Below are 427 nucleotides of genomic sequence, written 5' to 3'. Positions count from 1 at the left end.
GACCAGGATCGACTGGGCGTCTTCGTCGTGTTCGGCCTGGGAGAACAGGTCCATGGCGATCCAGTCGGGATCGGTCTGGCCGTCGCAGACCACGAGGATTTCCGAGGGACCGGCGATCATGTCGATGCCGACCTGGCCGAACACGTGACGCTTGGCGGTGGCCACGTAGATGTTGCCGGGGCCGACGATCTTGTCCACCCGCGGCACGCTTTCGGTGCCGTAGGCCAACGCGGCCACGGCCTGTGCCCCGCCGATGGTGAAGACACGGTCGACGCCGGCGATGCAGGCGGCGGCGAGGACGATCTCGTTGATCTCGCCGCGCGGGGTCGGTACGACCATGACCACTTCGGACACCCCGGCGACCTTGGCCGGGATCGCATTCATCAGCACCGAGGACGGGTAGGACGCCTTGCCGCCCGGCACATAG

1 protein-coding gene is annotated in these 427 nt (G+C 67.2%); it reads right to left on the bottom strand.

The genetic code is table 11. The features are described from left to right. Positions 1-427, bottom strand: a 427-nt coding sequence (locus tag ETC02_RS17025; protein ID WP_171698484.1) for a histidinol dehydrogenase, incomplete at both ends; no start/stop codon positions are given.

The organism is Geobacillus sp. DSP4a (assembly GCF_013096875.1).
Classification (GTDB): Bacteria; Bacillota; Bacilli; order Bacillales; family Anoxybacillaceae; genus Geobacillus; species Geobacillus thermophilus.
This window is presented reverse-complemented; position numbering and strand designations above follow the sequence as displayed.